Source organism: Pseudomonas sp. LBUM1660 (assembly GCF_059695935.1).
In genome coordinates this window covers 4,138,169-4,164,433 of the sequence record NZ_CP166795.1, presented here as the reverse complement: position 1 = coordinate 4,164,433, position 26,265 = coordinate 4,138,169, and the positions used below count along the sequence as shown (strand labels likewise).

Sequence of the window (26,265 nt, the reverse complement as noted above, 5' to 3'; positions counted from 1 at the left end):
CTCACCACCTCACTGACACAGCAGAGATCCCCCCTGTGGGAGCGGGCTTGCTCGCGAAAGCGGACTGTCAGCCACATCAATGCTGGATGTGACGGCCCCTTCGCGAGCAAGCCCGCTCCCACAGGGGACTTGCGTACACAGGGGGAATGGTGTGTTGAGGAATAACGATAGTTCTTATCGATATAAGTGGTTATAAGAAAAATCGCTATGCTGCGGGCCAGTTTTTTCATGTGTTTGTGCGGGCGTGTTAATGGATTTCGTTAACTTCGGGTTGGTGGTGGCAGGGTTGGTCGTCGGCTTTATCGTCGGCATGACCGGCGTAGGCGGTGGGTCGTTGATGACCCCGATTCTGCTGTGGTTCGGGATCAATCCGGCCACGGCGGTGGGCACCGACTTGCTGTACGCGGCCATTACCAAATCCAGTGGTGTGCTGGTTCATCGCAAGAACAACAATATCGATTGGGCGATCACCGGTTGGCTGACCCTCGGCAGCGTACCGGCGGTAGCGTTGACGCTGTGGTTCCTGAGCAGTTTGCAGACTTCTCCCGACGCGATGAACGCCGTTATCAAACAGGCGCTGGGCTTCGTGCTGTTTGCCACGGCCCTGGCGATTTTCTTCAAGAAACGCCTGCTCGACTTCGCCCACAAGCGTGCGGGAGGCCATTACAACCCCAGCGGTTCACGCCTGAATGTGTTGACGGTCATCACCGGTCTGGTGCTGGGCACCATGGTCGCGCTGACCTCCATTGGTGCCGGCGCCCTCGGCACCGTGGCGCTGTTCATCCTCTACCCGCTACTGCCGACGCGCCGCCTCGTCGGCACGGAAATCGCCCACGCCGTGCCCCTGACCCTGGTCGCCGGCCTGGGTCATGCGAGCATGGGCAACATGGATTGGCAGGTGCTGGGTTACTTGCTGATCGGTTCGCTGCCAGGGATTTACCTGGGCAGTCACTTGACTGGTCGCATCTCCGACGAAGTACTGCGTCCGTGCCTGGCCACGATGCTGGTGCTGATCGGCTATAAACTGGCGTTTTAGCGTGTACTACAGACGAAAATGAGCCCTGATATCAGGGCTTTTTTTTAACCCGGATTTGCGCAGAAGCAGTTGAACAACTGGGTCAGTTTTCGGTTAGCGGCGACATTTCAGGCCGTCGGTCTGGCCCAGTACGAAGTGGCGCATCCTCGAATGAGGGCGAAGGGAACGCTGTTGGGGGCCCGGGTTTTGCCGACCACCTTGTAAAAGTGCCGCGCAGGTGAAAGTCAGTTGGTGACCAATAGCTCCGGGCCGAGATAGTTGTTGATGTGGTCGATATCGTCGTCGCCCAGACTGCCCACCGAAGAGACCAGGCGCAGGCGCGACATCAAGTAGCGCAACTTGGCCTCGAACAGATCGTGGCGCGCATCGAAGAGCAGCTCCTCGGCATTGAGAACGTCCGAGTTGGTGCTGGTGCCGCCTTCTTTGAAGCCCTTGCGTGCCGAATTCAGTGAACGCTCGTTGGACTCCACTGCCTTCTCCAACGCGTGAATACGGTTGGCGCCGCTCTGTACGCCGCGATACTCGCGGGTGGTACCGGAGACGACTTCCTGGCGCGTAGCGTCGAGTTCGTCCAGGGCCTTATAGCTATTGGCACTCGCCTGGCGCGTCAACGCGCTAGTGCCGCCACCGTTGTACAACGGGAAGTTTACTTCCAGCCCGATTGAGGCGTAGCGGTTGCGTTGATTCAGCTCGGAGATTGATTGGCTATCGCCCGCCGTGTAGCCGGCAACGAAATCCAGTGTCGGCCAGTGGCCAGCCCTGGCGCGTTTCACTTCTTCTTCAGCGAGGTCGCTGCTATGACGGCGCGCATGGATCAGCGGGCTGTCGGTCTGAGCCTTGATCAACCAGTCCTGCAGGTTGCTCGGTAGCAGCGGTGGCGTATCGAAGGTCGGATGCAAGGTGGTCAGCGATTCGGGGGTTTCACCGATAAATTCCTCAAGCTTGCGGCGCGCGTTGACCAGGTTGTCCTGCGCTTCGATCAGCTCAACCGCGGCGAGGTCGCGGCGAGCGACCGACTCGTCGATGTCGGTGACGGTGCCGGCCCCCAACTCCATGCGTCGTTTAGCCGAAGCGAGTTGCTCGTCAAAGGCGCTTAACTTGGATTTGGCAAGGATGATAGTTTCGCTGGCCAGGAGCACGTCGAAATAGCTTTCGGCCAGGCGCACTGCGGCGTCCTGACTCTTGGCGTCGAACACTGCGACGCTGTAATCGGCACGCTGATTACCTTGGCGGTACTCGGCCATTTTCTGTTTGTTGAACAGTGGCTGGCGCAAGCGCACATTAGCGCCCTTGGAGTCGTAGTCGAGATCCCTTTCGATGCCGCTCTGGCGCTGGGTGCCATTGACCTTGTTGTCGTAGGCCGAGGCACTGATCTGCGGTAGCAGGCCGGCCTGGCCAATGGCACGGTTTTCCAGGCCGGCCTCTTTTTCATGTACGGCGGCGCGGTAGACGGGGCCTTGGTACTGCAACAGATCCCAGGCTTGTTTGAGGTCCATGGCGCCAGCCGGGAAGGACAGCGCCAGCAGGCAAAAGATCAGGCAATGACGGTCCATTTCATTGTTCCTTGAAGGCGCTGTCAACACGCTCGAGCATTGGTTTGAGAAGATAGCTCATCAAGTTGCGCTCGCCGGTTTTGATGGTGACGCTGGCGGGCATACCGGGACGAATGTGATTGCTGCCAAGCAGGCTCATGCCGTCGGGCGTGACTTCTACCTGAGCCAGATAGAACGGTTGCTTGCTTTCCTCGTCGAGCAGGCGGTCGGCGGAGACGGTCTTCACGCGACCGGGGATGTTGGGCGTCTGGGCATGGTTGAAGGCCGGGAAGGCAATGTCCACGGCCAGGCCGGGGACCATCTTGTCGATGGCCTGTACCGGAATCATCGCGTCAACCTGCAGCGGTTCATTGTCCGGAACGATTTCCATGATTTTGAAGCCGGGCTGAATGATCCCGCCGATGGTCGCAATGCTCAGTGACTGGACGATGCCATCGATGGGCGAGCGAATCACCGTGTGGGTCACTTCATAGTCCAGCGCACGCAAGCGGTCGGCCAGGGTGGTATTTTCCTTGGCTGTGTCGGTGAGCTGCGATTCGACTTCCTTCTGGTAATCGTGCTGGCGCTGCAGGATGCGCAGCTTGATTTCGGTGGTCTGGCTGCGTATGCGGGCGATGTTGTTGAGGTTTTCGGCCTGGCCGGCGGAGAGGTCGGAATTACTGCGTTCCAGCTCAAGCAGGCGGTTGCGTGGCACATAGCCTTCGGCCGCCAGCACGCGGGTGCCTTTCAGTTCCTGGTTGAGGAAGTCGATCTGCGAGGCGCGGGCGCCATAGACCTGCTGCAGGCCCTTGAGCTGCACCGCCGACGCCGCGAGGTTTTCCTGAAGGATGCTGATTTCGCCAGCGAGGCCGACGCGTCGGGTGTCCAGCAGGCGTTGTTGCAGATTCATGGCGGCCACCAGGCGGTGGTCATTGCCGAAGCGCTTGAGCAATTCGGGGTCGTAGTTCACCACGTCGCGGCCGTCGCGTTCCGCTTCCAGACGGTTTTCCACCGTCTTGCTGACGATGTACTGGGCGCTGACCGCACCCTGTTCGGACGCGGCACGCAGTGAGTCGAGGCGGACCACTTCCTGGCCTTTTTTCACTGCATCACCTTCGCGAACAAGAATCGCCTCCACAGTGCCGCCGGTCAGATGCTGCACGGCTTTACGATTGCTGGTGACTTTGACCGTGCCAGTCGCGACCACGCCGGCATCCAGCGGCGCGAGCCAGGACCACAGGAGGAAGCCGCCGAAGCCAGCGAGCATCAGCAACATGCCCCAGCGCACGGGTTTACCGACGTCCAGATCCACCACATTCCTGGGATCGGCGAGAATCATCTCGGTGTGTTGACTCATTTGCATGATCGGTCACTCCCGTGCTTTGACGGATGCCAGCGGAGTCGATGCGCCTGCAGGCATCACACTGGCCTTGCGCAGCGCTGCGAATACTTCGTCGCGAGTACCGAGCATCTGCACACCGCCGTCGCGCAGCATCAGCACCTTATCGACGGCGCAGAGCACATTGGGACGGTGGGAAATCAGAATGACGGTGGCGCCGCGGTTTTTCAGTTGAGCCAGCGCGTCGACCAAGCCCTTTTCACCGACGTCGTCGAGGTTGGCGTTCGGCTCATCCAGCACAATCAGATTGGGTTCTCCATACAGCGCGCGGGCCAGGGCGATGCGTTGCTTCTGGCCTCCGGAAAGCGGGCTGCCATCTGTGCCCAGGCGGGTCTCATAACCCTGCGCCAAACGCAGGATCATCTCGTGCACTCCCGTCGCCCTGGCGGCACGGATGACCGCGTCGCTGTCCACTTCGCCAAAGCGCGCAATGTTGTCGGCGATGGTGCCCTCGAACAGCTCCACGTCCTGTGGCAGGTAACCGAGCCAGGGGCCAAGTTCGCCCTTGTTCCAGGTGAAGATGTCCGCGCCGTCCAGGCGCACCTTGCCGGCCTGCGCCGGCCAGACGCCGACCAACAGACGGGCGAGGGTGGATTTGCCCGAGGCGGATGGACCGATAATGCCAAGGCTTTCGCCGGGGGAAAGGTTGAAGCTCACTCCGCGCAGAATCGTGTTGCTGGTGCCGGGCGCACCGGCATACACATTCTCCACCGCCAGCATGCCCAGCGGCCGCTGCAGCGACATGCTCGGTGGCCGGCGAGGATAGTCGTTCAGCATCTCGTTCAACCGGCCCCATGCCGAACGGCAGCCAAGCAGTTGCTTCCACGACGCGATGACTTGTTCAACCGGGGCCAGCGCGCGGCCGGTGAGGATCGAACAAGCAATCATCATCCCCGGGGTGATCTTGCCTTCGATCGCCAGCAGCGCGCCGGCGCCGAGGATCAGCGATTGCAAAGTGATGCGCACGAAGCGCCCGGTACTGCTGATCAGGGCGGCACGGTCGGAAGCCAGGGTCTGCATTTCCAGAATGTGCAAATGGCTTTGGTACCAGCGCTTGCCGATCGAAGGCAGCATGCCCATGGCCTCGATAACCTCGGCGTTGCGCAGGTTGTTGTTGGCGTAGCTGGCGGAGGAAAGGGCGGCCTGATTGGCTTCGGCCAGTGGCTTTTGCGTTGCCTTCTCGGTGAGATAAGCCAGGCCCACCAGAATCAGCGAGCCGATCAGCGTGACCAGTCCGAGCAGCGGGTGGATCAAATAGGCGACCAGCAGGTAGATGGGGGTCCATGGCGCATCAAAGAATGCGAACAGACCATTGCCGGTGAGAAATTGACGCACCTGTGCGAGATCTTGCAGGGCCTGGGCCGGATTACCTCCGGCGCGGCTCAGGTTGCGCTCGAATGCTGCGGTGAAAATGCGTCGATTAAGGTCCATGTCGAGGCAGTTGCCGACTCGGATCATCACCCGGGTGCGGAACATTTCCAGCGTGGCCATTAGCAGGAACAGGCCGATCACCAGGAAGGTCAACATCGTCAATGTTGTGACGTTTCGACTGACCAAGGCTCGATCATAGACCTGCAGCATGTAAATGGCTGGCGTCAACATCATGACGTTTATGACGCCGCTGAATCCGGCCAACGAGTAAAAACTGCGGCGAAGTCGAAAGAGCGCCTCGGCCAGTTCGGATCGGGTGCTTGAGAGCTTGTGCATTTGATAGTCCCTCACCGAAAAGCCGGTTGTGCTTGCGGCAAAAAGCAGCAAAGCAAATGTGTGACAAACCATAGATGTAGTTGCGAATGCTTATCGTGGACACAAGCCATAGCGTTCTTGGAAAAGTTCCATAAGTTTTTATGTTCACATGCAGCAGCGTAGGTGGCGTTTGTCTCTCTAGCGATACAGTTTTAAATAACATTTCGCTCTATTAGTTCATCTGAATTTATATATATCGTTTAATAACAGTAAGTTGGCATGTCAAATGCCGATCGTCTTTTTTTACGTCGTAATATTGACAGCGCATTGCTATGGAACTTTAGTCATGTGCAAGGGCGCCCGTCTGAAGCCTGCCATCGCTTCGAAAGTGCAAGGCACGGTGGTCCTGAAGGAGCATGGCATGTCGATCATTTCGTTCTGTTGCACCGTGACGGAGCTGTTCAGGAAGTTCTCTTCGACTTCCCGATTCCATGGCCCACCAGCGGCCCGGAATCGCTCTGCCTAATCGCTCAGCGACATTTCATTGCGCGAACTCCAGGCGCGCCTTACCGGGCGCAGGGGACGGCTTTGCCTGATCCACGCCTGCTTTCGCCAAACAACCGAACCAACGAACTGCGCAAGCCAGCACCTGACTGGGCGTGGGAGGGTTTCATCGTCCCGTGCTTTTTCCCCAATATATCGAGGACACCGCAATGGCTAATTTCAACAAGTCGGACCTGGAATTCATCCTCAAGCAAATCTTCATCGCCGAAGCGCATGCTGACGGCGCCAGCCTCAATGATTTGCTACCTAACAGTCAGGTGCCATTCGGTTTGCGTACCGTCGATGGCAGCTCCAACAACCTGGTCGCCGGGCAAACCGAATTTGGCGCAGCGGACAATTCTTTCCTGCGCCTGCTTGATGCTTCTTATAGAGCGGCCTATGCCGGGACCGGGTCGGTGATCGACCCGCAGCCACGGATCATCAGTAACCTGATCAATGATCAGACCGCCAACAACCCGGCCGCGGTTGCGGCGAACGGCGGTGCCGACCCGGTGATCAGCCCAGGTTTCGATGGTGTGTTTGGCACGGAAGACGACAAGCAAGTGTTCTTCATCCCCAATGAGTCGCCGGACGTTGGCCTGACCGCCGGCTTCAACTCGTGGATGACCTTCTTTGGCCAGTTCTTCGACCACGGCCTCGACCTGCTCAGCAAGAGCAGTACCGACATCGTGTTTATTCCGTTGCAGCCGGACGATCCGTTGTTCGTGCCGGGTAGCCCGACCAATTTCATGGTGCTGTCACGGGCAGTGCGTACAGCCGGCGCGGACGGAATTGTCGGCACTACCGATGATGGCCAGCCCAACACCACCTCGCCGTTCGTGGACCAGAGCCAGACTTACAGCTCGCACCCCTCGCATCAGGTATTCCTGCGCGAATACGTCCTCAACGCGGCAGGTGACCCTGTTGCAACGGGACGCTTGATTACCAACCGCGATCTCGGCGCCGATGGCAAGTTCGGCACGGCCGATGATGGCGACGGCGAAAATGGCGGCATGGCGACCTGGGCAGTGGTCAAGGCCCAGGCCCGTGACATTCTCGGCATCAACCTGACCGACGCCGATGTGCACAACGTGCCGCTGCTGGCAACGGATGCGTATGGCAACTTCATCCGGGGCTCGAGCGGTATGCCGCAGGTGGTGATGCGCGTCAGTAACGGTACTGACGGTATTGCCGGGACGGCTGATGACGTCACGCAACTGGTCGAAGGCAACCGGGATGCTCCGATCAGTCTGGCCAGCGCCGTGAGCACCGGGCATGGCTTCCTCGACGACATCGCCCACAATGCCGCGCCGGTAGTCGTCGGCGGGGTTCTGCAGGCAGATGCTGACGCCGATATCGGCAATGCGCAGCCGGTTGGCGCTGTCGGCAACAACCTGACCTACGACAACGAACTGCTCGACGCTCACTACATTGCCGGCGATGGCCGGGCGAACGAGAACATCGGCCTGACCGCCGTGCACCATGTGTTCCATTCCGAGCACAACCGCCTGGTCCAGCAATCCAAGGAAACCATCCTGGCCGCTGGCGATCTGGCGTTTCTCAATGAGTGGCTGGTGGACGATGTGGTCGCGATACCGACTACACTCGCCGAAATCGCAGCATTGGTGTGGGACGGCGAACGGCTGTTCCAGGCCGCCAAGTTCGGCACCGAGATGCAGTACCAGCACCTGGTGTTCGAGGAGTTCGCGCGGACCGTTCAGCCGCAGGTCGACGCATTCCTTGCCCCCAACGGCTATGACACCTCAATCAACCCGGCCATCCTCGCCGAGTTCGCCCACGTGGTCTACCGCTTCGGTCACTCGATGTTGACCGAGACCGTCGATCGCTTCGACCCCGAGTTCAATCCGCTCCTCACTGACCCGAACAACCCGGACTCGCAACTCGGTCTGATCGCGGCCTTCCTCAATCCGCTGGCATTCGCTGGCAGTGGCGCTACTGCAGACGAAGCGGCAGGGGCGATCATTCGCGGTGTGACCCGCCAGCTCGGCAACGAGATCGACGAGTTCGTCACCGAAGCGTTGCGCAACAATCTGCTCGGTCTGCCCCTCGATTTGCCGGCCCTGAACCTGGCGCGTGGTCGCGACACGGGTATCCCCACGTTGAATGAGGCGCGGCGTGAGTTCTACGAATCAACCGGTGACAGCCAACTCAAGCCGTACATCAGTTGGGCTGACTGGGCGGACAATCTCAAACACCCCGAGTCGTTGGTCAACTTCATCGCGGCCTATGGCACGCATGACACCATTACGGCCGCGACTACGCTGGCAGGCAAACGCGATGCTGCCCTGGCGCTGGTATTCGGTGGTGCCGGTTCGCCGGCTGACCGCCTGGACTTCCTCAACGGTAGCGGTGCCTGGGCTAACGTAACGAAGGCCGGCAGGGACGGGGTACTGGGTACCGCAGACGACCTGACGGGTGTAACGATCACGGGCGTCGACGATATCGACTTCTGGGTCGGTGGCCTCGCCGAACAGAAGATGCCGTTCGGCGGTATGCTCGGCTCGTCGTTCAACTTCGTGTTTGAGACCCAGATGGAGGCGTTGCAGGACGGCGACCGCTTCTACTATCTGTCACGTACCGCGGGCCTGAACTTCGGCACCGAGTTGGAAAACAACTCCTTTGCCAAGCTGATCATGCTCAACACCGATGTCACTCACCTGTCGAACACGGTGTTCCTGACGCCGACGTTCACCCTCGAAGTGAATCAGGCCAATCAGTTCACTGGCCTTGGCGCGGGCAGCGCCGATCCAACTGGCGGCCTCATGATCAACGGCGTGGAAATCGTGCCGCTGGTGATCCGCGATAACCCCAACACCGTGGGTGCGGACAGTAATTATCTGCAATACACCGGTGAAGACCATGTCGTCCTGGGCGGCACCGCTGGCAATGACATCATCGTCTCCGGTGACGGTGATGACACCGTTTACGGCGACGGTGGCAACGACCGCCTCGAAGGCGGCGCCGGGAACGATGCGGTACTGGGCGGCGCGGGCGATGACATCATCACCGACTCGTTCGGTGACAACCGTCTGGAAGGTAATACCGGTAACGATGTGATCATCGCCGGTAGCATGCTCGTTGGCGGCAACCTGATCCTGGGGGGCGATGGCCAAGACTTCATCATCACCACCGAAGACGTCAGCACCACCTTCGGCGGTCAGGGTGACGATTTCATCCTCGGTGCCAAGACCAACCTGCCAGCTACCGGCAACGAAGGTGATGACTGGATCGAGAAGGGCACCCAGGACGGTGCGCCTGGCGATAACGCTGCGCCGTTGCTCAATGACGATACGATCGGCAATGACATCTTTGTTGGTGGTGGTGGCTTCGACGAAATGATCGGCGAGGGTGGCGACGACATCTTTGTCGGCAGCGATGCCCAGGACAATATGGACGGTATGTCCGGTTTCGACTGGGTGACCTACAAAAATGACAGGGTCGGCGTGACCGTTGATCTGACCATGGCCACGCTGGCGCAACCACACGGCAACGCGCCAAACCAGAACAACGGGCCGTTCAATCCGGTCGGCGCCTCGCCGACCTCGATCCTCGACCGTTTTGCCGAGGTCGAAGGCTTGTCCGGTTCGCAATTCGGCGATGTGCTCAAGGGCGATAATGTTGATGCGGTCACTATCGTCGACCACGGTGGGACCACGGGCAGTGCGCTGACCAATGTGGCGTTGATTCGCGGACTGGAGCAGTTTCTGGCCGATGCCGGCTTGCCGACCACTGGCTTTGCCACGGGCAACATCATCCTCGGTGGCAATGGCAGTGACTTGATCGAGGGCCGCGGTGGCGATGATCTGATCGATGGCGACAAATGGATCAACGTCAGAATTGCGGTGTATGGACCCAACGACGGCAACCATACCGGCCCTGAAATCGCCACCTTCGACAGCATGGTCGACATGATCCCGTTCATGATCGACGGCACCTATAACCCAGGTCAGCTCAAGGCCGTGCGGGAAATCCTGCCCGGCACTTCGACAGGCGGGGCGGCTTTCGACACTGCCGTTTTCTCCGGCCTTCAGTCTGAGTATGTGGTGACGCGTGACACCCGCGGCACGGCCAATGTGGCGGACGATGTCTGGACGGTCACCGATACCGAAGTGGGTCGCGACGGCACCGATACCTTGCTGCACATCGAGCGCTTGCAGTTCGCCGATACCCAGCAAGTGCTGGTCCCGGGGCTGAACGAACAACCGGTGGGCAGGCCGACCGTCGCGGATGGAAACGGCGGCGCGATCACTGTGGGCGACACACTGACGGTGAGCATGGCCGGAGTGCGCGATTCCAACAACATCGCGGCGGGTAACCCGCAGGGTTTCGTCAACAACGCCTCAGTGTCCTACTATTGGCAGTTCGAAGCCGACCCTGGCACCGGCGTGTTCGAAGACATCATCCTGCTGCCAGCGGGTGACCTGGCGTTCCAAAGTGCCGACGGCACCACGTTCAAGGTCTCGCCGGATCTTGCCGGGCTGGCACTGCGGGTCAAAGCGATCTACCAGGATGGTCATGGCACGACTGAAGTGGTGTTCTCGCAACCGACTGATGTGGTGGCTCCCGGCGAGCCGGTTGTGCCGACGGCGCAGACACCGGTAGTCAATGCTACCGAGGGTGGCGAGGGCCTTCACATGGTCCGCTCCGACCTCAACTTCATCCTTGATCAGATCAAGATTGCCGAGGCTGATGCGGCCGGTCAGGACATCCTCTCGCTGATCCCGAATATCCGCGCGCCGTTGGGCCTGCGTGCGGTCGATGGCTCGAACAACAACCTGATGAACCTCAACGGCATCAACAACACCGAGTATGGTGCTGCGGATAACACCTTCCCGCGCTTGACCGATCCGGTCTTCAATCCGGCGGAAGGTGCTCCTGCCGGCTTCTTCGGCCCCGGCTCGCCGGCGATCCCGGGTTCGTCGTATCAGCAGAGCAGCGGTTTTGTGTTTGACTCGCAGCCGCGCACCATCAGTAATCTGATCGTTGACCAGACGTCGAACAACCCGGCGGCCTATGCCACGGCTTACGACCCGGGTGCGGACGGTGTGCTCAACTTCGGCGCGGAGGGGAACGACGACGTGCTCAAGGATGGCACTCGAATAGTCGCCAGCCCCGGCATGGATGGTCAGTTCGGTACTGCCGACGACCATGATGTGTACCTGTTCGAGAACACCGCGCCGGACGCAGGGTTGTCCGCGCCGTTCAACGCCTGGATGACCTTCTTCGGGCAGTTCTTCGATCATGGGCTGGACCTGCTTACCAAAGGCGGTTCGGGCACCATCTTCATTCCGCTGCAACCGGATGATCCGCTGTATGTGCCAGGTGGCAACACTAACTTCATGGTGCTGACCCGCGCGACCAACCAGCCAGGGTCGGATGGCGTGCTCGGCACGGCCGACGACATCCATGAGCACACGAACACCACGTCGCCATTCGTGGATCAAAACCAGACCTACAGCTCGCACCCATCGCACCAGGTTTTCCTACGCGGTTATGAGCTGACCGACAACGGCCCCATCGCGACCGGCCGGCTGATCACTAACCGTGACCTGGGGGCGGATGGCAAGTTTGGTACCGCAGACGACATCGAAATCGGTGGTATGGCGACCTGGAAAGTGGTCAAGGCGCAGGCCAACGACATTCTGGGTATCCGCCTTACCGACGCCGACGTCGAAAACTCCCCGCTGTTGGCGACCGACGCCTATGGCAATTTCATCAAGGGGCCGAACGGCTTCCCGATGGTCGTGATGAAGGGCGTTGACGGTCTTGGTGGCACGGCTGATGACGTGCTCGTCGAAGGCAATCCGCTTGCCCCCATTAGCCTGACCAATGCTGTGCGCACCGGTCACCAGTTCCTCGCCGACATTGCCCACAATGCAGCGCCGGTGTTCAGCAGTGGCGTGCTCGTGCCTGACGCGGATTCCGATATTGGCAACGCAGTGCCGTTCAATCCGCAGACCGGGGCCAACCTGGCCTACGACAACGAGTTGCTCGATGCGCACTACATCGCTGGCGACGGCCGGGTCAACGAGAACATCGGCCTGACCGCGGTGCATGCGATCTTCCACTCCGAGCACAATCGGCTGGTCGCGCAGACCAAGGACACCGTGCTCGATTCGGGCGACGTAGCCTTCCTCAACGAGTGGCTGCTTACTCCGGTGAGCGGGTTGCCCGCCAACCAGGCTGAGATCGATGCGCTGGTGTGGAATGGCGAGCGCTTGTTCCAGGCTGCCAAGTTCGGCACCGAGATGCAGTATCAGCACCTGGTGTTCGAAGAGTTTGCGCGCACTATCCAGCCCAACGTTGACCTGTTCTTTGCACCGACCCAGGTCTATGACGTTGACCTCGATGCCTCGATCGTCGCCGAGTTCGCCCATACCGTGTACCGGTTTGGCCACTCGATGCTGACCGAGACCGTTGATCGCTTCGACGTCGACTTCAACGTAATCGGCGATCCGAACAGCGCTGATCCTGATCAGCAACTCGGCCTGATCGCGGCGTTCCTCAACCCGTTGGCGTATGCCGCCAGTGGCGTGACGCCCGAAGATGCGACCAGTGCGATCGTGCGTGGGATGACTCGGCAAGCCGGTAACGAAATCGACGAGTTCGTCACCGAGGCGCTGCGCAACAACCTGCTCGGCCTGCCGCTCGACCTGCCAGCGATAAACATCGCCCGTGGCCGCGACGTGGGGATTCCTTCGCTCAATGCGGTCCGCCGCGACATCTACAGCCAAACCGGTGATACCCAACTCAAGCCGTACACCAGCTGGGTCGACCTGGTGCAGCACCTCAAACATCCGGAGTCGTTGATCAACTTCATCGCGGCCTATGGCACGCATAGCACGATCACGGAGGCGACCACGCTGGAAGACAAACGCGCTGCAGCTCTGGCGCTGGTATTGGGTGGTACGGGGGCGCCGGCTGATCGCCTGGACTTCCTCAACGGAACCGGTGCCTGGACCAACGTAACGCTGGCCGGCAAGGATGGGCTGCTGGGTACTGCTGACGATCTGAAGGGGGTGACTGTCACGGGCGTCGATGCCATCGACCTCTGGATCGGCGGCCTGGCCGAAGAGAAAACCCCGTTCGGCGGCATGCTTGGCTCGACCTTCAACTTCGTGTTCGAGAACCAGCTGGAAAAACTGCAGGACGGCGACCGCTTCTACTATCTTGAGCGTACCGCTGGCCTGTCGATGAATGCCGAACTGGAAAGCAACTCGTTCGCCAAGCTGATCATGGCCAACACCTCGGCTACGCACTTGCCGGGCCTGGTGTTCTCGGACCCTGGTTTCTATCTGGAAAGGGATCAGAGCAAGCAGTACAACGATGGCCTGGGCAGCGCCGATCCGCTTGGCGAGAACGGCGAGCAGGTGGTGTTCCGCGACAACCCGCTGACCGCGGGGCCGGACACCAACTACATCAAGTACACGGGTGATCAGCACATCGTGCTGGGCGGCACCAACAATGCAGACATCCTCGTTGCGAGTGAAGGCGATGACACGGTCTGGGGTGACGGCGGCAACGATGTCATCGAAGGCGGTGACGGCAACGACCAACTGCGCGGTGGCGCCGGCGACGACATCATCAGCGACCGCGGCGGCGACGATAACATCCAGGGGGGCGACGGCAACGACGTGCTGCATGGTGGCAATGGCGTCAACCTGATCATCGGCGGGTTCGGCAATGACTTCATCGTGACCGGCGAGGACGCCTCCGAGGCTATTGGTGGCCACGGCAACGACTTCATTCTGGGCAGCAAAGCCAACGAACAGGACATGGGTAACGAAGGCGACGACTGGATCGAGAAGGGCACTTCGGACGGTGCACCTGGCGACAACTTCGACCCGCTCGGCAACGACCCGATAATCGGCCACGATGTGTTCATCGGCGCTGGCGAAAACGACAAGTTCAACGGCGAGGGCGGCGACGACATCATGGTCGGCAGTCTCGGCCTGGGTGACCGCTATATCGGTGGCTCCGGCTATGACTGGGCGACCTTCAAGGGGCTCGCCCAGGGCGTGACCATCGACTTCACCGACCGCTTTTTCGATGTTCCACCGGTACCGGGTTCGGGTGCTTCGGCGCTGGTGCGGTTCGACATCATGGAAGGTTTGTCGGGTTCGTCCCACGGTGACTTCCTGCGCGGTGATAACGAAGATGCCACAACACTGCCCGGCGCGGGTGCAACTGGCAGTGTGCTGACCAACATCAACCTGATCGACGGCCTGGCTGATCTTCTGCCCGCCGGAGCAACGTTCTTCGACGGCGGCAATATCATCCTCGGCGGTAGCGGCAGCGACCTGATCGAAGGTCGCAGTGGTGACGACATCATCGATGGTGACAAGTGGCTGAACGTGCGTATAAGCGTGCGGGAAAATGTCGATGGCAGTGGCGAGGAAATCGCCACGTTCGACAGCATGGAGCCGCTGGTGCCGTTCATGATGAACGGTACTTACAACCCGGGCCAGTTGGTCATCGTGCGAGAGATTCTGACCGGCAATGACAGCTACGACACTGCGTTGTTCTCCGGTAATTTGGGGGAATACGGCATCGAGATCGATGGCGACACTGTCATCGTGACCGACTCGGTGGCGGGGCGCGATGGTGTCGATCGGTTGACGGGTATCGAGCGTCTGCAGTTCGCTGACGTGGCGCAATCGTCCGGAGTGGGCACCGCGCAAAACAACGACCCATCGGGTCATCTGGCAATCCTCGATGCTGCCACCGGTGTGCGTGACGATACGCCGGTTGCTGGCCAGTTGCTGCGAGTCAGTGATCGGGGGGTACACGACGCGGACAACCAAAGCGTGGCCAATCCGACCGGTGCGGTGACCGGTGGGGTGGCTTACTACTGGCAGGTCGAAACCATTGCCGGCTCGGGTGTCTATGATGACATCACCTCCGTCGCTGCTGGCGAGGCAACGCGGGCGATCGGCACCACCTACCGGGTGACGGACGATGTCGCTGGTCTGAACATCCGCGTCCGGGCGGTGTACCAGGATGCCAAGGGCACGCTGGAGATCGTCGATTCGTCCGGGAACAGTACACCGACCGAAGGGCCGACCGTGACCGGGCTTGCCGTGCAGAACCAGCTGTTGACCGCTGACCCGGCGAGCATCATCGACGTTGATGGCCTGAGCAATCCGCAGTTCACCTACCAGTGGCAGGCGAACGACGGGCTTGGCTTCGTCAACATCGCGGGCGCTACCGCTAGCACGTTCGCGCTTGGCCAGGCTCAGGTCGACAAGGAAGTGCGCGTGGTGATGGGCTACGTGGATGACTTAGGTGTGGCCGAAAGCGTTTCGTCCAACATCCTGGGGCCGGTGGACAACGTCAACGATGCACCGACTGCAGGGCCGACCGTCACCGGGCTTGCAGTGCAGAACCAGCTGTTGACTGCTAACCCGGCGAGCATCATCGACGTTGATGGCCTGAGCAATCCGCAGTTCACCTACCAATGGCAGGCGAACAACGGGCCTGGCTTCGTCAATATCGCCGGAGCTACCAGTAGCACGTTCGCGCTTGGCCAGGCTCAGGTCGGCCAGGCAGTGCGCGTGGTGATCGGTTACGTGGATGACTTCGGTGCGGCCGAGAGCGTTACATCCAACATCCTGGGGCCGGTGGCCAACGTCAACGATGCCCCGACAGGTGCGTTGCTGATCAGCGATACGACACCGGATCAAGGGCAGGTGCTGACCGCGCTGACGGCTGGGATTGCCGATGCCGATGGGCTTGGCACCTTCAGCTTCCAGTGGCAGCAAGGTGTCGGCGCGTCCTTCACTAACATCAACGGCGCGACGGCAGCGACCTTCACCCCTGGTGCGGCGCAGGTCAATCTGCAACTGCGAGTGATCGTGCGCTACACCGATGGCTTCGGCACGCTGGAGTCGGTGACCTCTGCGGCGACGGCAGCGATTGTGATACAGGGCGTGGTCCTGCAGGGTAATGCTTTGGCGAACACCCTCACCGGCACCGCGGGTAACGATGTGCTGATTGGCCTGGGCGGGAACGATACGCTGAATGGCCTGGCCGGTATCGACCAGTTGTTTGGCGGCACGGGCAACGACATCCTCAACGGCGGAGACGACAACGACGTCCTCAATGGCGAGGACGGCACCGACACCCTCAACGGTGGGCTCGGCGCGGATGCCATGAACGGCGGTGCCGGCAACGACACGTTTGTGGTCGACAACATCGGTGACCTTGTCACCGAGGCGCTGGGTGGTGGTACCGATCTGGTGCAAACCAGCCTGACGAACTACCTGCTCGGTGCCAACGTCGAGAACCTGACCTATACAGGTGCCAGTAACTTCACCGGTACCGGTAACGCGCTAGCCAACACCATCACCGGCGGGGTGGGTAACGACCTCCTCAATGGTGGTGCAGGTGTTGACCGGTTGGTGGGGGGAGCCGGCAACGATACCTACGTTGTCGATGCAGCCGCAGACGTGGTGGTCGAGGTGGCGGGTGGCGGTACGGACACCGTGCAGACTTCGCTGGCCAGCTACACGCTGGGCGCTAATGTCGAAAATCTGACCTACACCGGAGCCGGCAACTTCGTCGGCAACGGCAACGGGTTGAACAACGCCATCACCGCCGGAGCGGGTAATGACACTCTCAATGGTGGCGACGGCAACGACATCCTCACCGGCAACGGCGGCAACGACACACTGAATGGTGACGCCGGTAACGACCAACTGTTCGGTGGCATTGGCACGGATACCCTGAACGGCGGCACTGGCGATGACAGCCTCGACGGCGGTGATGGGGCGGATGTCTTGAATGGTGGAACAGGCAACGACACGCTGCTCGGTGGTGACGCTAACGACACATTGTTGGGTGGTACCGGCAATGACGTTATCGATGGCGGTACTGGCAACGATACGGTCACTGGCGGTGCTGGCAACGACATGATGGTTGCCAGCAGTGGCAACGATATCTTCATGTTCGCAGCGGGCTTCGGGGCTGATCAGATCATCGGCTTCGATGCCGACGCGGTGGGAGGCCAGGACCGGCTCGATATTTCTGCGTTCGGCGTCACTGCTGCGACCTTTGCCGGCATCGTCATCATCACCGATGTCGGTGCGGATACCTTGATCAGCTCCGCAGGAGCTGAGTCCATCCGCCTGGTCGGTGTGGCCGATGCAACAACCGTCACTGCCGCAGACTTCATTCTGGCCACTTGAGGTTCTGATCAGCAACGTCGCAGGGAGCGTGGACATCGAAGGGGAGGGCAATGGATGCCCTCCATTTTTTTAAAACTCTGGCCGTTTGTTCGGCCGAAAATGCGTGAACCACCCTGGCAAGCTGGCATATCGGCTCGTGGGAAACGCTCGATCAACATTTGACCAGGGAATGGAAAAAGGGGAGCCCGACCTTGAACATTTCAACGACCTGCGCCATGAGCAGCCTGTTAGTTTCGCTCACCGCTTCTGCTACCGGGATTATTCCGGTCTTCGAGCTGGACTTCACCCGATCCGCAACAGAAACGCTGCAAAAAATGGGCATCAACGACGCTTGTATTATCGCCGCTTCACATCCCGCTGAATTTACCTACTGCCGAGAAGGATCTTCAACGCTCTGGAAGTATCAAGCGTTGGATCTAGAGCAACAGGCGGCGATCCAAATTGGCCAAAAGCGGTCTTCGATGGATCATCAGCGAATTACTGTCGCGCAATTCAATAGCACTGCCTGCGAAGAAGATCACCCTGCGCCAGTGGTAAACCCGGCTATCAGTCGTGGACTTGTCCTCGGCCTGCTCACCCTATTTCTGTTGATCGGTTTTCGACGCGCCCGCCACCAGTAATCCATACGTGATGAATGCTTCCCACTGACTCTTAACTGCTGAACAAGCTGATAAGACGCCAGGCTGTCCCTGTCGCAAAAATCCTGGAACAACGCAGCATGGCGTTCTGGCCTTTTTTCACCACCAGGCAAGGTGGCCTGGTGCAGGTCAAGCGGATGATGGAGCGGTGCGGCGGGGCGTTCAGTCGGCAAAGTCGCGAGGGCGAGGGCACGTGTGTCCGTCTGTTGTTCAAGCGAATTCCCTGAATATGGGGAAGAACTTTACCCAGTAGCGGGTGCCATGCCCCAGTCGCTTTTTGGGCATGGCAAATTGATGTTGATAAGCCATTGTTTTACTCGGTATTGATGCTTTTTATAAAACATTACGAATCTGGCGAACTCCTTGCAACCCCCCCATTACCCCTTCACGACTTCGAGGCGGCTGGTGATGGACAGAAAAGCGCGGCACCCCTGCAAGTGGTTTGGTCTCCTGGCGCCCCTGAGCGTCCTTCTGACAATGACGCTCGGCACAACGAGCCTGCGCGCCAGCCCCATCGATGACGAACGAGAGCCCGAGCCGAACGATCCTTCCAGGTATTACGACGAACCGGCTGACAAAGCAGGCGCCTTGAACGCCATTTTGACCATGCCCCCGGCTAACCTCGATTCATTCGACTTGCCGGGGGGCGTCAAAGGCACCCGAAAAACCCCGCTCCAGGAAAACATCCTGCCGCCAGCGCTGCAGACCAGTTTCAATTACCCCACCAACGGAAAACCCAGTCCGCTGTATGGTGCTCTGCCGTTCACTCAGCCACTGGCGCTGTTCGAAGAATTCGGTGTGGAAAAACTCGACCCCACCACCCCGGCGGCTCAGTTACCTTTTCCTCCCGCCACCATCGGCCCGCTGCCGCAACAAGATCCCACCAGCGTCGCCCGCAGCGCTCCGCCGAGTGCGGCGCTCGACGCGTTCTTGCGTCAACCAGGCTTGACTCCGTTCCCCAGCCAGTATTCCAACGTGGTCGACCGCAACCCTTGGCAGAAGCAGATTGAATTTTTCCTCAACCGCCGTATCGGCTCGTCGGCGGAAGGCCGTCCGCCAGGAAAAGGCTGGTCGCATCAGCGCTGGAACGAGTTTTACCCGCAGGTGGCCTACAAGACCGTGCAAGCCGGCGCACGGGTGAATACCGGTTTGCGTGACAGTCGCCAGATGCACCGCTATGCCTTGGGTGAGTTTGGTCCCAGTGGCCTCTATTACAACGTGGCTGGCGTGCCGGCGACCGCAGGTACTTCCAAAGGCGTCGATCCGCGTTTTCACCCGAAAATGCCGGTGCAGAAACACAACTCGGTATGGACCTTCGACGGCACCTTTCCGCCAAAATTGCTCATGGTGCGTTATGGGCAACCGGTGTTGATGCGCCATTACAACGGCTTGCCGATCGACCCGTCGGCCAACATGGGGTTTGGCCTGCACACCATCACCACCCACGAACACAACGGTCACGTACCGGCGGAAAGCGACGGCTATGCCAATGCGTTTTTCTTCCCTGGGCAATTTTACGACTATCGCTGGCCGATCCAGTTGGCCGGTTACGACAGCATCAACACCACGGCTACAGACCCGCGTGCAGCGTTTCCGTGCTCGCCGGGCGAAACCCTGTGGACTAACGACCTCACCCCCGGCCGCAAAACCTGCGACAACGGCATGATCAAGATCCGCGGCGACTGGCGCGAAACCATGAGCACCCACTGGTTCCACGACCACATGCTCGATTTCACTGCGCAGAACGTCTACAAGGGCAACGCGGCGATGATGAACTACTACAGCGCCCTGGACCGCGCCAATGAATCGGTGAATGACGGCGTCAACCTGCGCCTCCCCAGCGGCAGCGCCTTGCCCTGGGGTAACCGCGACTACGACGTCAACCTGATGTTTTCCGACAAAGCGTGGGATAAGAACGGTCAACTGTGGTTCAACCCCTTCAACACTGCCGGCTTCCTCGGTGACCAGGTGCTGGTCAACTGGAAATGGAAACCGGTCCTGGATGTGCGCGCCCGCAGCTATCGCTTGCGCATGCTCAATGGTTCCGTGTCGCGCTACTTCAAAATGGCGCTGGTGCGCGAGATCAAGGGCAGCACCGGTGAGTTCCAAGGGCCTGCCGGGTCGGGTGTGTCGTATGCCCGGGTGCCGTTCCACATGATTGCCAACGACGGCAATATCATGGAACACAGCGTACCGTTCGACGGCAGCATGGACCTGGATGCCGACGGTGATAAACAGAACCACAACGCGATCCTGCCAACCCTGGGCATCGCCGAGCGTTTCGACATCATCGTTAACTTCTCGAAAAACGGGATCAAACCAGGCGACAAGCTGTTCTTCGTCAACCTGCTGGTGCACCAAGACGGCAAGGGTCCGGAAGAACCCGTCGCCCTGGCTGACGTGCTGTCCGAGAAATACCGGGCGATCATCAAGCAAACCAGCAAGGGGCCAAAGTGGGAGGACGGTGATCCGGCGGTAGGCAAGGTGTTGCAACTCAACGTCAAGGCTTACACCGGTCAGGACCTGGCCATGGACCCGGCCGCTTATGAACCGGCCAAACCGGGCAAGGCCGAAGGCCTGTTTATGATCCCGCTGAAGATTCACCGCGACAATGCTGCCGACAAGGCGCTGCTGGCTCAGGCTCGTCACCGCACCTTTACCTTCGGCCGTTCTGATGGCACCGATGAAGCACCCTGGACGGTCAAGACCGACGGCGGTTTCGGGTTTCGCATGGACCCACGTCGGCTGAACGTCTCGACCAAACTGGCCAGCGGTCCGACCGACGCCGGCGTCACGGGTTTCGGCACGCTGGAAGTGTGGCACATCAAGGGCAATGACACGGGCTGGGGCCACCCGGTGCACGTGCACTTCGAGGAAGGGATCATCCTCAGCCGTGGCGGCAAGCCACCACCGGAATGGGAAAAGTGGGCACGCAAGGACGTGTATCGCGTCGGTTCGGAAAAGGACGGTACGGACAATGTCGAGATTGCGATCCAATTTCGCGAATTTGCCGGCACCTACATGGAGCACTGCCACAATACGCAACATGAGGACAACTCAATGCTGTTGCGTTGGGACGTTGAAAAGCCCGGGCAATTCCAGTTGATGCCGACTCCGTTGCCGAGCTGGGATGGCGTGCGCTACGTGAACTCTGCTGCGCTGCCAACCTTCCGCACCGGCGACGGCTACGGCACCAAAGCAGAGGTCACACCATGATCCGCAGGGGAGCCGACATGACATCACGTACGCCGCGCTCCCGCGCACTGGGCATTAGCCTGATTTTGCTGATGGTCACCTGTGTGCTGGCCGCTTGGGTGCTGCTCGCTCATGAAGATGCACCGTCGCCGACGGAGTCGGCGACACCCTGGGGCGGCGATTACTTTCCCAATACCCTGCTGACCGATCAGGACGGTCGGCAGGTGCGTTTTTTCGAGGACCTGATCAAGGGCAAAGTGGTGGTGATCAACTTCATCTTCACCACGTGCAGCGACTCCTGTCCGCTGGAAACCGCGCGTCTGCGCCAAATGCAACAGTTGCTCGGGGACCGGGTCGGGAAGGACATCTTTTTCTACTCGATCAGCATCGACCCGCTGAGCGATACCCCCGAGGTGCTCAAAGCCTACGCCCAGCGCTTCAAGGTCGGACCGGGCTGGCAGTTTCTCACCGGCGAATTCGAGGCCGTTACCGACCTGCGAAAAAAACTCGGGCTGTTTATCGAAGGCGTCGACAACGGACGCAGCAAGGATCACAACCTGAGCCTGATTGTCGGCAATCAGACCACGGGTCGCTGGATGAAAGCCTCGCCGTTCGAGAACCCGTGGATCCTCGCCGATCAGTTGGCCAATACCTTGCAGAACTGGAAGCAGGCCAGTGCCGAGGGGAGCTACGCCAATGCGCCCGAGATCCGCCCGCCAAGCAACGGAGAAGAATTGTTTCGCACCCGTTGCGCGTCATGTCACAGCCTTGGGCCGCAAGACGGGCAGGGCATCGGCATGCGCAGCATCGGCCCGGACCTGATCGGCGTGACCCGTCAGCGAGACCCCGTCTGGCTCAATCGCTGGATCCGCGAACCGGATCGCATGCTTGCCGAGAAGGACCCGATTGCGCTGGAACTGTTTGAGCGCTTTGACAAGATTCCGATGCCCAACCTGCGCCTGGATGAAGACGCGGCGCAGTCCATCATGGATTTTTTGCAGGAAGAAACTGACCGTCAACAATCGTTGCAGGCGGCGCAGCTGCAATAGCGGCTGAATACAATCATTGAGCCGTCGGGCTCGATCAATGCCACCTGCACTGATCCGATGAAAGGGCTTCAACCCAGTACTCGGGAGCCACTTATGCAGATACTCCAACACCACAAAGTACCTGCGTTGTCGCACACGGCGGCAGGAGAAGGCACGGGCTTGCGTGGCCAGTTCAATCTGCTGCGCTGGTTTTCCCTGGGCAGTTTTTTCATCATCGCCGCTGTGGCGCTGGGGCTGGGTTATATATCTACGCGTTTCGTCGTCGAGGAAAGCATCGAGCGCGATTCCATGCTGACCGCGCAATTCATTCAGGCCATTGGTGATGCCGAAATCCGCCACGCCTCGATTACCCCGAACAGAACCATGGGCGAAATGCTCGATCCGCGCGGTGACAATGCCTATTCAGACGTCGATCCGGGCTCTCGTGCGGCTGCCCGCACAGAGTTTCTCGATCATGTCGCACACTTGCCGGACACGCTGTTGGCGGTGGTGTACGCCCTGGATCGCACGGTGGTCTGGTCGACCAATCCACAGATGATCGGCATGCGCGTCGAAGGCGATGAAGAACTGGACGAATCCTTTGAAATGAAGGAGCCGGTCTCCACCAGCTATCACCAGATCGACGAGGAGCGTCCCGAACAGATGCTGCTGCGCGAACCCAAGTACTTGTTCATCGAGAACTACATCCCGATGCTCAATGCCGACAAAAGCAAAGTGATCGCCATGGTGGAGATCTACAAAGAACCTGCGGACCTGGTGGCGCGCATCCAGCGTGGTTTCAAGTTGATCTGGCTGGCGACCGTGCTCGGTGGTGCCGTCATCTACCTCGGGCTGTTCTGGATTGTCTGGCGTGCGGCAGAGCTGCTCGAGAGCCAGCAGAAACAGTTGATCGCCAACGAAACCTTCGTGGCGCTGGGTGAAATGTCCTCGGCCGTGGCCCACAGTTTGCGCAATCCGCTGGCGAACATTCGCTCCAGCGCCGAACTGGTCCAGGAAATCGTCAGCCAGAATACGCAAAAGAACATCGGCGACATCATCAATCAGGTCGATCGCATGTCGCGTTGGGTCCGTGAATTGCTGATGTCGTTGCGGCCGATGAATGACGACTATGAGGCGGTGGATCTGGTGTTGATCATCGATGACACCCTGAATGCCTTCGACGCGCAGATCAAACGCTCCAGCGTCGAAGTCCATTTCATGCCCAAGTTCTGCCCGCCGGTGGTTAGTCAGCAGGTGTTGCTGACGCAAATTCTCAATAGCCTGATTACTAACGCCCTGGAAGCCATGCCCAGGGGCGGCGCGCTGAGTATCGAGATTGAATCGCCGCAGACCGGCCATGTGCGCATGATCCTGAGCGATACCGGCAAGGGCATGACCAAACAGCAGCAACAAATGGTCTTCAAACCGTTTTTCACCACCAAACAAGGCGGCTTGGGCGTGGGCCTGGCCCTGGTCAAAAGGATAATGGAACGCTTAGAGGGCTCGGTCGAAATGACCAGCCAGGAGCAGGTAGGAACCCGCGTTTGTCTCAACTTTAAAGTGGCAACGGGAGGAGAATATGGAGCACAGCATACTGCTGGTCGAGGATGATGAACTCCTCGCCGAGAACATTCAGATCTATCTGGAGCGCAAAACCTTCGAGGTGACGGTCTGCCACTCGGCTGAAGAGGCGTTGGAGCAATTGACCACATTCGCCCCGGACCTGGTGCTGACCGACAACTCGCTGCCGGGCATGAGTGGTCACGATCTGATTCAGAAGCTGCGCATCAGCGCGCCGGATCTGAAAGTGATCATGATGACCGGCCACGGCGATGTCGAAGACGCCATGGTGGCGATGAAGGAAGGTGCGTTCCACTACGTTATCAAACCGGTGGCCTTGCAAGAGCTCAAGCTGCTGCTGGACAAGGCCCTGGCCACTGACCTGACACCTGGGTAGCATTCCTCGTTTTGAATCCGCACTGCCTCCAGAATCAGGGGCGCGTGAGCATTTCCAGCAGATGCCCGTCCGGGTCATCGAAATACACCCGCCGGCCACCGCCGTAATCGTTGATCTCGTTGGGCCGTTGCTTGCCGGGATCGGCCCACCAGGGCTGCTGGCGCGCTTGCAGGCGAGCGAAGGCTGCATCGAAATCCTCCTCGCCGATCAAAAACGCATAGTGCTGGGAGGCGATCGGAGGGTCGTTGTCGTAGAAATCCAGCGACACGCCATTGTCGAACTTGACGACCAGCATCGGCCCGAACGGCTCGGGAGCGGGCAAGCCGAGGATCTCGGCGAGGTAATGGGCCGAGATCTGCTTGTCTCGGCACCAGACGATGGTGTGGTTCAGCTGAGCGCTCATGGCGGGTCCTCACGGCGGATCAGGTGGATCGTTATGAGTGATGAGATTAGCTCAGGCTGTTGCGCAATGACCGCCCTGACCTAAGCTTGGGTCAAGGCGGAACACAATTGCGGTGCGTCACCCGGAACGATCGCCGCGATGCGCAATCATTAGAGCGTGGATATCAAAAGGAGATGCGCATGCTCATCAGGTCTTTGACCCTGACTACCTTGCTGGCTTTCGCCGGCCCCTTGCTCGCCGCCGAAGACGGCTCACCGCTGGACATCGACAAGGGCAGGGCCCGGCCACTGATTGTGATTGCTCCCAGCACCGTTGACCCGGTCTGGTTGAGCCTGAAAAAGTCCCTGAACGATCCGGCCAACAAAGACGGTGTCGCCCAGCGCAATATCAGGGTGTACACCGTGCTGAATATGTTCGGTCAGCTCGACGGCAAGGATCTCGGCCAGCAGGACACCATGGCACTGATCCGCTCGCTGAAACTCGGCGCGGGGGCGCTGCCCAAAGTCATCCTGGTGGGCAAGGACGGCGAGAAGAAGTTCGAGAGTTCGGGGGATGAATCCAAATCGGTCGATTTGAAGAAGATATTTGAAACCATCGACGCCCTGCCAGCGACCGAGAAAGAAGCCGCACCGCCGACGGTCGCGACGGTCGCGACGCCCGTCGTTGCCGAACCAGCCGCCAAAGGCGACAAGGGCGTAAAACCGGGTAAACCCGCCAAACCGACCAAGCCCCCGGAAATGCCAGACGATTGAACACCTACTGACCCCTGTGGAAGCGAGCACCGTCCTTTGTTTACGCCGCCACCCTCTGTGGGAGCAGGCAACGACAATGGGCGACCTCAAAGGGGCGCCCATTTTTTTTGCGGTGCAAGTCCTGTAGCAGCTGCCGAGCAGCGCGAGGCTGCGTTCGGCTGCGCAGCAGTCGTCTAATCAGCCAACGCGGTGCATGAGGAGATTTGTGTATGCAGGTTTTATGACTGCTGTGCAGCCGAACGCAGCCTCGCGCTGCTCGGCAGCTGCTACAAAAAACGCGTGTTCCGTCTTGGTTTCATTGGTCTCGGAAATTTCCTGCAAGTCCTGTCGGACTTCATGAACTGGTTTCTGTCAGAGCGCGCCGTTAGCCTTTGTCAGCCACCGCAACCATCGCGGTCGGACGTGGGAGTCCGCAACACTGAGGGATCCAGGGACGAAATAACCAATGGCCAGAAAGGAGCCTCGTCTATGAAGAAGTTCGGCAAAAATGATCCGCAACGCCCAACCGACGCCACTCACCTGAAGCTTGTCCGGCTGGGCGAAACGGCCGAGCGCGACACCCCCATTGGTGTGCGCAAGCCCAGGCGTTCCGTCCCGATCAACCAGATCCTTACGATTGCTCCGGGCGTCGACACCCTCACTCTCTTGCATCAGGCCAGCGAAACCCTTGCGTCCCTGAATGCGGTGCTTGTGAGTTTTGCCGTCAAGCTGGATGGCTCGAACCGGATGATGCTGGGGGCTATTCAGCAGTTGGCGGGCATTGCGGAGTTGTTGGTGAATCAGGCCCGGGACAATCTTGATCCGAGGAACGATACGCCTGACGCTCCAACGCCGACCCGGCATTGAGCTGACGTTGTAACGACAATGGGCGACCCCAAAGAGGTCGCCC

12 protein-coding genes and 2 pseudogenes are annotated in these 26,265 nt (G+C 59.7%); 10 read left to right on the top strand and 4 right to left on the bottom strand.

All coding sequences use genetic code 11. The features are described 5' to 3' along the window. Positions 1 to 250 precede the first annotated feature (250 nt). Complete coding sequence (locus ACA068_RS19465) at positions 251 to 1,036, top strand: sulfite exporter TauE/SafE family protein (RefSeq protein ID WP_497304057.1); 786 nt, start codon at positions 251 to 253, stop codon at positions 1,034 to 1,036. A gap of 224 nt (positions 1,037 to 1,260) precedes the next feature. On the opposite strand, the gene ACA068_RS19460 is transcribed toward ACA068_RS19465, so the two are convergent. The 3 genes from ACA068_RS19460 to ACA068_RS19450 are packed head-to-tail and all read right to left on the bottom strand — an operon-like array spanning position 1,261 to position 5,674. Beyond that, positions 1,261 to 2,589, bottom strand: coding sequence for a TolC family outer membrane protein (locus ACA068_RS19460; RefSeq protein ID WP_497304056.1), 1,329 nt, complete (start codon positions 2,587 to 2,589; stop codon positions 1,261 to 1,263). Position 2,590: 1 nt separating this feature from the next. Further along, positions 2,591 to 3,931 (bottom strand): HlyD family type I secretion periplasmic adaptor subunit, encoded by a 1,341-nt coding sequence (locus ACA068_RS19455; protein WP_497304054.1) that lies wholly within the window; start codon positions 3,929 to 3,931, stop codon positions 2,591 to 2,593. Positions 3,932 to 3,937: 6 nt separating this feature from the next. Further along, a complete protein-coding gene (locus ACA068_RS19450; RefSeq protein ID WP_497304052.1) occupies positions 3,938 to 5,674 on the bottom strand; it encodes a type I secretion system permease/ATPase in 1,737 nt (578 codons plus the stop codon). Between the two features lie 692 nt (positions 5,675 to 6,366). Between ACA068_RS19450 and ACA068_RS19445 the strand changes: the two genes are divergently transcribed. The 7 genes and pseudogenes from ACA068_RS19445 to ACA068_RS19415 form a co-directional block, all read left to right on the top strand. Next, entirely contained in the window at positions 6,367 to 17,403 is an 11,037-nt protein-coding gene (locus ACA068_RS19445; RefSeq protein ID WP_497304050.1) for a peroxidase family protein, read from the top strand. Between the two features lie 191 nt (positions 17,404 to 17,594). Beyond that, the gene (locus tag ACA068_RS19440) at positions 17,595 to 18,023 is read left to right on the top strand and encodes a hypothetical protein (protein WP_497304048.1); all 429 of its coding nucleotides are present in this window, start codon (positions 17,595 to 17,597) and stop codon (positions 18,021 to 18,023) included. Positions 18,024 to 18,109: 86 nt separating this feature from the next. Then, positions 18,110 to 18,268 (top strand): annotated as a pseudogene (locus tag ACA068_RS19435) (two-component sensor histidine kinase); the annotation flags it as partial. 181 nt (positions 18,269 to 18,449) lie between these two features. Next, positions 18,450 to 21,257 carry a multicopper oxidase domain-containing protein gene (locus ACA068_RS19430; RefSeq protein WP_497304046.1) on the top strand — a complete coding sequence of 936 codons (2,808 nt, stop codon included), beginning with the start codon at positions 18,450 to 18,452 and terminating at the stop codon, positions 21,255 to 21,257. Between the two features lie 17 nt (positions 21,258 to 21,274). Beyond that, positions 21,275 to 22,285 (top strand): SCO family protein, encoded by a 1,011-nt coding sequence (locus tag ACA068_RS19425; protein WP_497304044.1) that lies wholly within the window; start codon positions 21,275 to 21,277, stop codon positions 22,283 to 22,285. Between the two features lie 93 nt (positions 22,286 to 22,378). After that, positions 22,379 to 23,875: a sensor histidine kinase gene (locus tag ACA068_RS19420; protein WP_497304042.1), complete on the top strand. Its 1,497-nt coding sequence runs from the start codon at positions 22,379 to 22,381 to the stop codon at positions 23,873 to 23,875. Beyond that, positions 23,844 to 24,206, top strand: a pseudogene (locus tag ACA068_RS19415) (response regulator); the annotation flags it as partial. The gene ACA068_RS19420 and the pseudogene ACA068_RS19415, both read left to right, overlap by 32 nt. A gap of 49 nt (positions 24,207 to 24,255) precedes the next feature. On the opposite strand, the gene ACA068_RS19410 reads toward ACA068_RS19415, so the two are convergent. Further along, on the bottom strand, positions 24,256 to 24,624 hold the full coding sequence (locus tag ACA068_RS19410) for a VOC family protein (protein ID WP_497304040.1): 369 nt from the start codon (positions 24,622 to 24,624) through the stop codon (positions 24,256 to 24,258). Positions 24,625 to 24,803: 179 nt separating this feature from the next. On the opposite strand from ACA068_RS19410, the gene ACA068_RS19405 reads away from it, so the two are divergent. Both ACA068_RS19405 and ACA068_RS19400 read left to right on the top strand, forming a co-directional pair. After that, positions 24,804 to 25,376: a DUF4174 domain-containing protein gene (locus ACA068_RS19405; RefSeq protein WP_497304038.1), complete on the top strand. Its 573-nt coding sequence runs from the start codon at positions 24,804 to 24,806 to the stop codon at positions 25,374 to 25,376. A 468-nt stretch (positions 25,377 to 25,844) separates the two neighbouring features. Then, on the top strand, positions 25,845 to 26,222 hold the full coding sequence (locus ACA068_RS19400; RefSeq protein ID WP_497304036.1) for a DUF6124 family protein: 378 nt from the start codon (positions 25,845 to 25,847) through the stop codon (positions 26,220 to 26,222). Positions 26,223 to 26,265 lie beyond the last annotated feature (43 nt).

Bases quoted from the DNA above. Each gene is read 5' to 3' on its own strand.
- ACA068_RS19410 (WP_497304040.1), bottom strand. From the start codon at position 24,624: ATGAGCGCTCAGCTGAACCACACCATCGTCTGGTGCCGAGACAAGCAG.
- ACA068_RS19425 (WP_497304044.1), top strand. From the start codon at position 21,275: ATGACATCACGTACGCCGCGCTCCCGCGCACTGGGCATTAGCCTGATT.
- ACA068_RS19400 (WP_497304036.1), top strand. From the start codon at position 25,845: ATGAAGAAGTTCGGCAAAAATGATCCGCAACGCCCAACCGACGCCACT.
- ACA068_RS19445 (WP_497304050.1), top strand. From the start codon at position 6,367: ATGGCTAATTTCAACAAGTCGGACCTGGAATTCATCCTCAAGCAAATC.
- ACA068_RS19450 (WP_497304052.1), bottom strand. From the start codon at position 5,674: ATGCACAAGCTCTCAAGCACCCGATCCGAACTGGCCGAGGCGCTCTTT.
- ACA068_RS19455 (WP_497304054.1), bottom strand. From the start codon at position 3,931: ATGCAAATGAGTCAACACACCGAGATGATTCTCGCCGATCCCAGGAAT.
- ACA068_RS19465 (WP_497304057.1), top strand. From the start codon at position 251: ATGGATTTCGTTAACTTCGGGTTGGTGGTGGCAGGGTTGGTCGTCGGC.
- ACA068_RS19430 (WP_497304046.1), top strand. From the start codon at position 18,450: ATGGACAGAAAAGCGCGGCACCCCTGCAAGTGGTTTGGTCTCCTGGCG.
- ACA068_RS19405 (WP_497304038.1), top strand. From the start codon at position 24,804: ATGCTCATCAGGTCTTTGACCCTGACTACCTTGCTGGCTTTCGCCGGC.
- ACA068_RS19420 (WP_497304042.1), top strand. From the start codon at position 22,379: ATGCAGATACTCCAACACCACAAAGTACCTGCGTTGTCGCACACGGCG.
- ACA068_RS19460 (WP_497304056.1), bottom strand. From the start codon at position 2,589: ATGGACCGTCATTGCCTGATCTTTTGCCTGCTGGCGCTGTCCTTCCCG.